The following is a 7,626-nucleotide window of genomic DNA, read 5'->3' on the forward strand; positions in this document are numbered from 1 at the left end:
GTGCTTGTATGAAAAAAATGAATGAAACCGTAAAGGATTTAATCATTGGTATCGTTATTTGCATGGTAGTTATTTGCATAATAGGAACATTGGTTACAGATAATAAGTTATCATTTATCTTGGGCGAGGTTCTTGGTTCTGTAATTGCAATTTTTCTAGCGATTCATCTTAACGCATCGATAGGAAGAGCGCTTGATATGAACGAAGAGGGAGCGGCAAAGTATACCAAGAAGATGGCTATACTTCGTCTTATTATTATGGGTTGCGCAGTTGTAGTGGCATTAACATTTCCAGAAGTGTTTAATTTGTTAGGAACATTGTTTGGCATATTAGGCCTTAAAATCAGTGCTTATTTACAACCGTTAACTAATAAATTTATTACTAAAAAAATATCTTAATGAAGGAGTGTGAGAACGTGTATCAAGGGATAGCTGCCGTATCCGGTAGTTTTACCAGATTGGGATTGCTACGTGCATCTCAGGATGTTGACTTTGGAATTACAGGATATCAGGAATATACGTTGTTTGGTCAGAAATTATATTTAACCTCAACGCATATTTCAATAATTATTGTTATGTTAGCATTAATTATTTTTGCCTTAGTTGCTAATAGGGCAATTAAGAAAGCGGATCCCAACAAAGTACCAGGTACTTTCTTAAATATTATTGAGTATATGGTAGAAGCAATTGATAACATGACTGTGACTAACATGGGTTCTAAGCATGGATATAAGTTCGCAAACTACATTGGAACATTATTTATGTTTATCTTAGTAGCCAACCTATCTGGTTTGTTTGGACTTAGACCACCAACAGCCGATTATGGTACTACGCTTGCGCTAGCTTTGATAACTTTTGTTTTAATCCATTATAATGGATTCAAGTATCAAAAAGCAGGGCATGTTACAAGCTTATTTAAACCGTTGTTGTTATCGCCAATCAATATCATTGGAGAAATTGCAACTCCGCTATCAATGTCCTTACGTTTATTTGGTAATATTTTATCTGGTACAGTAATGATGGGTCTCATATATGGACTGTTACCAAAATTTTTAACATTAGTTTGGCCAGGTGTTTTACATGCATATTTCGACGTATTCTCTGGTGCTATCCAGACATATGTATTCTGTATGTTAACAATGGTCTATATCTCAAACACATTTGAAGAAGCTTAGGTTTTAAAGGAGGAAATTAATTATGGAAAGAGCAATCGTATTAGCAGCTTCAGCTATTGGAGCAGGTATCGCAATGATCGCAGGTGTTGGGCCTGGTATTGGACAAGGTTATGCAGCTGGACAAGGTGCAGCAGCAGTTGGTCGTAATCCAGGAGCAAAAGGTAATATCATGTCTACAATGTTACTTGGACAAGCCGTTGCAGAAACAACTGGTCTTTACGGTTTCGCTGTAGCTATTATCTTATTATATGCTAACCCATTATTAGGTAAATTATAAGATAAAAGCATAGACTAAACCGAAGGGAGGTCAAAAAGTGAGTAGTATATTACTTGCAAGCACAGGAGTACTTGAAACTAGTGGTATGGCAGGTAGAATCTTTGGTTTGGACGCACAAATGCTTGTAGATGCATGTATTCTAGCACTAGCAATGTTGGCATTATTTACCCTATTGTCATATCTGCTATTTAATCCTGCAAGAGAGATGCTAAAAAAACGACAAGAAAAGATTCAATCTGAAATGGATTTTGCAGCGACTGAGAAGGCAGATGCAATTGCTTACAAGGCAGAATATGATAGTAAATTAAAGGCTGTAAATAAAGAGGCAGAAGAGATTCTTAGTCAAACTAGAAAGAAAGCGCTAAAAAAAGAAACTGAAATCGTTGATGAAGCGAAGGCAGAAGCTACTCGTATCATTGACAGAGCGAATAAAGAAGCCGAGCTTGAGAAGAGCAAGATTAAGGATGAAGTCAAACAAGAAATGATAACTGTTGCTCAAGTCATGGCTGGTAAAATTATATCAACTTCAATTGATTCAAAGGAACATGCCAAATTAATCGAAGATACATTAACAGAAATGGGTGATGATACATGGCAAAGTTAGTTTCTAAAACCTATGGCGAAGCATTATTTGATCTTGCTTCAGAAAATGGAACACTTTCAACCATTATCGAAGAAGTGAATGTAGTGAAGGAAGCAATTGATGGCAATCCGGATTTACTTAAACTTCTAAGTCATCCTAAAATAAATAAAGAGGAAAAGATATCTGTAATAGAGAACATATTCAAAGGAAGAGTATCTGACTCTTTAGTAGGATTCTTAGTTATTATTGTTCAAAAGGACAGATACAATGACCTTAATGGTATATTTGAGTATTTTATTGCGAAAGTAAGAGAATACAAGAATATTGGAGTAGCTTCCGTTACATCCGCTGTGGAATTAACAGAGGAACAAAAGAAGCAGATAGAACAGAAATTGCTTCAGACAACAAAATATAGCCAATTTGAGTTGACTTATTATGTGGATAAAACCTTAATTGGTGGATTAGTTATTCGTATTGGAGACAGGGTTGTGGATAGTAGTATTAAAACAAAACTACAATTGCTTGCAAAAGATTTAAGAAATGCAACTGTGTAGACTTACGAATAATTAGAGTAATAAAAACAGGAAAGAAGGTGCTTATGTATCATGAATTTGAGACCAGAAGAAATTAGTTCTGTAATCAAAGAACAGATTAAAAATTATAGTACGAAGTTAGAAGTTTCTGACGTTGGTACTGTAATCACAGTTGGTGATGGTATTGCACGTATTCACGGTCTTGAAAAAGCAATGCAAGGTGAACTCCTTGAATTTCCTGGCGACGTTTATGGTATGGTATTAAACCTAGAAGAAGATAATGTAGGTGCCGTATTACTTAGTGATAAGAAGAATATCAACGAAGGTGATACTGTTAAAACAACAGGTAGAGTAGTTGAAGTTCCTGTTGGTGATGCATTACTAGGTCGTGTTGTTAATGCTCTTGGTCAACCTATTGATGGAAAAGGACCAATTGATACAGATAAATATCGTCAAATTGAAAGAGTTGCATCTGGTGTTATCTCAAGAAAATCCGTAGATACGCCATTACAAACAGGTATTAAAGCGATTGATGCCATGGTTCCAATTGGACGTGGACAACGTGAGCTTATTATTGGTGACAGACAGACAGGTAAAACTGCCATTGCACTTGATACAATTATTAACCAAAAGGGACAAGGGGTTAAATGTATTTATGTTGCTATTGGACAAAAATCGTCTACTGTTGCGACAATCGTTAAAACATTGGAAGAACACGGTGCAATGGATTATACTACTGTAGTTGCATCTACAGCTAGTGAATTAGCACCATTACAATATATTGCTCCATATTCAGGTTGCGCTATGGGTGAAGAATGGATGGAAGCAGGGCAAGATGTATTAATCATATATGATGATTTAAGTAAGCATGCAACTGCTTATCGTACACTTTCCTTACTACTTCGTAGACCACCAGGTCGTGAAGCTTATCCAGGTGATGTATTCTATCTTCATTCAAGATTACTTGAAAGAGCTGCTCGTCTTTCAGATGAACTTGGCGGTGGCTCATTAACAGCATTACCAATCATTGAGACACAAGCGGGTGACGTTTCTGCATATATTCCAACAAACGTAATCTCTATCACAGATGGACAGATTTACTTGGAAACAGAAATGTTCAATGCAGGTTTCCGTCCAGCTGTTAACGCTGGTCTATCAGTTTCTCGTGTTGGTGGTTCTGCACAAATTAAGGCAATGAAGAAAATTGCCGGACCGATTCGTACAGATTTGGCACAGTATCGTGAGTTAGCATCCTTTGCACAGTTTGGATCTGATCTAGATGCAGATACAAAAGAAAGACTTGCACAAGGTGAAAGAATTAGAGAAATTCTTAAACAACCACAATACAATCCAATGCCTGTAGAATATCAAGTTATCATCATCTATGCTGCAACTAAGAAGTATCTTCTTGATATTGAAGTAAATAGAATCTTAGAATTCGAAAAAGAACTTTTCGAATATCTTGATACAAAATATCCAGAAGTACCATCAGCAATCAAGACTGAAAAAGTAATCAGTGATGAGACGGAAAGTACACTTGTTAAAGCTATTGAGGAATTCAAAAAAGAATTTAATCGCGGATAGAGGGGTGTGACGTTATGGCCTCGATGAGAGAGATCAAGAGACGAAATAGTAGTATACAAAGCACCCAACAGATTACGAAAGCTATGAAGTTGGTATCTACTGTAAAACTTCAAAGAGCAAAAGGTAGAGCAGAAAGTTCTAAGCCATACTTTGATTATATGTATGATACGGTTAGTTCCATGCTTTCTAAATCTGGTAATATCACGCATCCATACCTTCAAGCAGGAGATTCACCGAAGAAAGCAATTATTGTAATTACTTCTAATCGTGGACTTGCTGGTGGATATAATTCAAATATTACAAAATTAATCAGGAATTCTGATATTAAGAAAGAAGATGCGATTATATATGCGATTGGTAGAAAAGGAAAAGAAGCCTTAGACCGATTTGGATATGAAATTAAAGCGGATTATTCAGAAGTAATAAATGAACCTATGTACAAGGATGCAGCTGAAATCGGTGCTGCGGTATTAGAAGCGTTTTCAAATAATGAAGTAGGCGAGATTTATCTTGCTTATACTAGATTTAAAAATACGGTGACTCATATCCCTACTCTGATTAAATTACTTCCAGTTGATCCTAATATGGAAAAGAATTCGAAAGAAGAATCAGAAGCAAAATCTGTAGAGGATCTTACGTTAATGAACTATGAACCAGATGCAGAAGAAGCATTGGATATGATTATCCCTAAATATATAAATAGCTTAATCTATGGTGCCCTAGTAGAGGCTGTTGCTAGTGAGAACGGAGCAAGAATGCAAGCCATGGATTCAGCTACAAATAATGCGGAAGAAATGATTAGCGAACTTTCGTTAAGTTATAACCGCGCAAGACAAAGCTCAATTACGCAAGAATTAACAGAAATTGTTGCGGGAGCTTCTGCAATCAGCTAAAAAAGGAGTGAAACAGAAAAATGGCAGATAAAAATGTTGGTAAAATCACTCAGATTATCGGTGCGGTACTTGATATAAAGTATAGTGAAGGTAAACTTCCTGAAATATATGATGCAATTGATATTCCTACAGCAGATGGTGGTAAATTAGTTGTAGAAGTAGCACAACATCTTGGTGATGATACAGTTAGGTGTATCGCCATGGGTCCGACAGACGGTTTAATCCGTGGTATGGATGCCATTGCAACAGGTGCACCAATATCTGTACCAGTTGGTGAAGTAACGCTTGGACGTATGTTCAACGTGCTTGGTCAACCAATTGACGAAAAACCAGTGCCAGATGGCGCTCAGTTTAATCCGATTCATAGAAAAGCGCCTGCATACGAAGAGCAATCTACATCAACAGAGATGTTAGAAACCGGTATTAAGGTAGTAGACTTACTTTGTCCATACCTTAAAGGTGGTAAGATTGGTCTATTCGGTGGTGCAGGTGTTGGTAAGACAGTTCTTATCCAAGAGCTTATTACAAACATTGCAACAGAACACGGTGGATATTCTGTATTTACAGGTGTTGGTGAAAGAACAAGAGAAGGTAATGACCTTTATTATGAAATGATGGAATCAGGAGTTCTTAACAAGACAGCCATGGTATTCGGTCAGATGAACGAACCACCAGGTGCGAGAATGCGTGTTGGTCTTACAGGACTAACAATTGCTGAGAACTTCCGTGATAAAGAAGGAAAAGACGTATTATTGTTCATCGATAACATCTTCCGTTTTACACAAGCTGGTTCCGAGGTATCTGCGTTACTTGGACGTGTGCCAAGTGCCGTTGGTTACCAACCAACACTTCAAACAGAAATGGGTGCATTGCAAGAGCGTATTACATCGACTAAGAATGGTTCTATTACATCTGTTCAAGCTGTATATGTACCAGCCGATGACTTAACTGACCCAGCTCCAGCAACTACATTCGCCCATCTTGATGCGAAGACAGTACTTTCACGTTCTATCGTAGAACTTGGTATCTATCCAGCGGTAGATCCACTTGAATCTACTTCTAGAATCCTTGACCCACGTATTGTTGGTGAAGAACACTACAGCGTAGCACGTAAAGTACAAGAGATTCTTCAAAGATATAAAGAGTTACAAGATATCATTGCAATTCTTGGTATGGATGAATTATCAGAAGAAGAAAAACTTATTGTATCTAGAGCAAGAAAGGTACAAAGATTCCTTTCTCAGCCTTTCAATGTTGCAGAACAATTTACAGGCTTAGAAGGTAAGTACGTACCAATTGCTGAAACAATTCAAGGCTTTAAAGAAATTATTGAAGGTAAACACGATGATATACCTGAAAGTTATTTCCTTAATGCAGGTAATATAGATGACGTTCTTGCTCGCGTTAAGTAGATAAGAGAGGTTGGTGTGAAAATGTTTTTCACACAACCTTGTTCGTGAGGTAGAAGTTGCGGTTACTGGAAAGTTGAGGTGCTTGGATGGCAGATACAAAAACATTTAATCTACAAATTGTTACACCTGACCGAATCTTCTTTCAAGGCGATGCTGAAATGATCGAGCTTAAGACTACAGAAGGTGATATTGGTGTGTTAAAAGATCATATTCCTTTAACCGCCATTGTTGCGCCGGGTATACTTAAGATTACCAACAATGGAGAGGTAAAGGAAGCTGCTTTATTAAGTGGATTTCTTGAGATTCTTCAAGATAAAGTAATCATATTAGCAGAATCTTGCGAATGGCCAGATGAGATAGATATCAACCGTGCTAATGAAGCAAAGATTCGTGCAGAACGTCGATTGAAAGGAACCGATGAAGGGCAAATCAATATGATTCGTGCTGAGATGGCATTACGCCGCTCCTTAATTCGTATTGAATTAGCTGAAAAGTCAGGTCGCTAAGATAGAAAAAGGAGCTGAGCATTAAGAAATTAATGCTCAGCTCCTTTTTTATTTCATGTTTTGATTTTAAATATTATGAATTTAACCTTATTATGGTTGTATTTATAGAGTCTTCTATTTGATTACTGTTTGGAAATTTATAGTTATCTCCTAAATACTCGACGAATAACATACAAGCATTTCTATATAACATTCCTTTGTACATTTTTAAAGCATAAACATTTCCGACCCCTTCACTATGCTTTTCTGCGCTTTCTGGAATACTAAAATTATCAAGCATTACAGCTAAAAGAGCAGGCTCTATTTGGTCGAAACTAGTTTCTATCATTTTATCATTAAAGTTATTAAAAATATCTATATCTTCTTTGTAAATACATTTTTTTTGTATAATTTCAATTATAGTATTATATTCTGTTTTCCATATGTCCAAATATGCTTCTTGATATATTTTATATTCTACTTGATTTTTATAATTACTAAATTTTTCAATAAAGTATTTATCAATTGGATTCATCATAAAATAAGGTTTTGTATAATTGTTATTGACCTCATTTTTGATTTTATTATCTTCTGTATTATGTTGATTTAAAATTTTATCTTTTACAATGTAAGCACACATACAAGTATTAGTAATTAATAATATACATACTAATCCTATTAATAG

Annotated in this window: 10 protein-coding genes; 9 read left to right on the forward strand and 1 reads right to left on the reverse strand. The window is 36.1% G+C overall.

Annotation, left to right across the window (positions count from 1 at the left end; translation table 11 throughout):
* The 9 genes from ACW2QF_RS15845 to atpC all read left to right on the forward strand — a co-directional run.
* A partial coding sequence (locus ACW2QF_RS15845; RefSeq protein WP_455716980.1) for an ATP synthase subunit I occupies window positions 1–398 on the forward strand: 398 nt, incomplete at its 5' end.
* A 17-nt stretch (window positions 399–415) separates the two neighbouring features.
* Complete coding sequence (gene atpB, locus ACW2QF_RS15850; RefSeq protein ID WP_455716981.1) at window positions 416–1,174, forward strand: F0F1 ATP synthase subunit A; 759 nt, start codon at window positions 416–418, stop codon at window positions 1,172–1,174.
* A 22-nt stretch (window positions 1,175–1,196) separates the two neighbouring features.
* Complete coding sequence (atpE, locus tag ACW2QF_RS15855; RefSeq protein ID WP_455716982.1) at window positions 1,197–1,451, forward strand: ATP synthase F0 subunit C; 255 nt, start codon at window positions 1,197–1,199, stop codon at window positions 1,449–1,451.
* Between the two features lie 85 nt (window positions 1,452–1,536).
* On the forward strand, window positions 1,537–2,055 hold the full coding sequence (gene atpF, locus ACW2QF_RS15860; protein ID WP_455716989.1) for a F0F1 ATP synthase subunit B: 519 nt from the start codon (window positions 1,537–1,539) through the stop codon (window positions 2,053–2,055).
* Window positions 2,043–2,588, forward strand: coding sequence for a F0F1 ATP synthase subunit delta (locus tag ACW2QF_RS15865; protein ID WP_455716983.1), 546 nt, complete (start codon window positions 2,043–2,045; stop codon window positions 2,586–2,588). Before atpF ends, ACW2QF_RS15865 begins: the two co-directional genes overlap by 13 nt.
* Window positions 2,589–2,639: 51 nt before the next feature.
* The gene (gene atpA, locus ACW2QF_RS15870; RefSeq protein WP_455716984.1) at window positions 2,640–4,151 is read left to right on the forward strand and encodes a F0F1 ATP synthase subunit alpha; all 1,512 of its coding nucleotides are present in this window, start codon (window positions 2,640–2,642) and stop codon (window positions 4,149–4,151) included.
* A 14-nt stretch (window positions 4,152–4,165) separates the two neighbouring features.
* Complete coding sequence (gene atpG / locus ACW2QF_RS15875; protein WP_455716985.1) at window positions 4,166–5,044, forward strand: ATP synthase F1 subunit gamma; 879 nt, start codon at window positions 4,166–4,168, stop codon at window positions 5,042–5,044.
* A gap of 20 nt (window positions 5,045–5,064) precedes the next feature.
* Window positions 5,065–6,456 carry a F0F1 ATP synthase subunit beta gene (gene atpD / locus ACW2QF_RS15880; RefSeq protein ID WP_455716986.1) on the forward strand — a complete coding sequence of 464 codons (1,392 nt, stop codon included), beginning with the start codon at window positions 5,065–5,067 and terminating at the stop codon, window positions 6,454–6,456.
* 86 nt (window positions 6,457–6,542) lie between these two features.
* Window positions 6,543–6,962 (forward strand): ATP synthase F1 subunit epsilon, encoded by a 420-nt coding sequence (atpC, locus tag ACW2QF_RS15885; protein WP_455716987.1) that lies wholly within the window; start codon window positions 6,543–6,545, stop codon window positions 6,960–6,962.
* Window positions 6,963–7,035: 73 nt separating this feature from the next.
* On the opposite strand, the gene ACW2QF_RS15890 is transcribed toward atpC, so the two are convergent.
* On the reverse strand, window positions 7,036–7,626 hold a 591-nt coding region (locus ACW2QF_RS15890), incomplete at its 5' end, for a hypothetical protein (protein ID WP_455716988.1).

The organism is Anaerosporobacter sp., from assembly GCF_965301125.1.

Coding starts and splice junctions, on each gene's coding strand:
- atpE (WP_455716982.1), top strand. CDS start 1,197: ATGGAAAGAGCAATCGTATTAGCAGCTTCAGCTATTGGAGCAGGTATC.
- atpF (WP_455716989.1), top strand. CDS start 1,537: ATGGCAGGTAGAATCTTTGGTTTGGACGCACAAATGCTTGTAGATGCA.
- ACW2QF_RS15865 (WP_455716983.1), top strand. CDS start 2,043: ATGGCAAAGTTAGTTTCTAAAACCTATGGCGAAGCATTATTTGATCTT.
- atpA (WP_455716984.1), top strand. CDS start 2,640: ATGAATTTGAGACCAGAAGAAATTAGTTCTGTAATCAAAGAACAGATT.
- atpG (WP_455716985.1), top strand. CDS start 4,166: ATGGCCTCGATGAGAGAGATCAAGAGACGAAATAGTAGTATACAAAGC.
- atpD (WP_455716986.1), top strand. CDS start 5,065: ATGGCAGATAAAAATGTTGGTAAAATCACTCAGATTATCGGTGCGGTA.
- atpC (WP_455716987.1), top strand. CDS start 6,543: ATGGCAGATACAAAAACATTTAATCTACAAATTGTTACACCTGACCGA.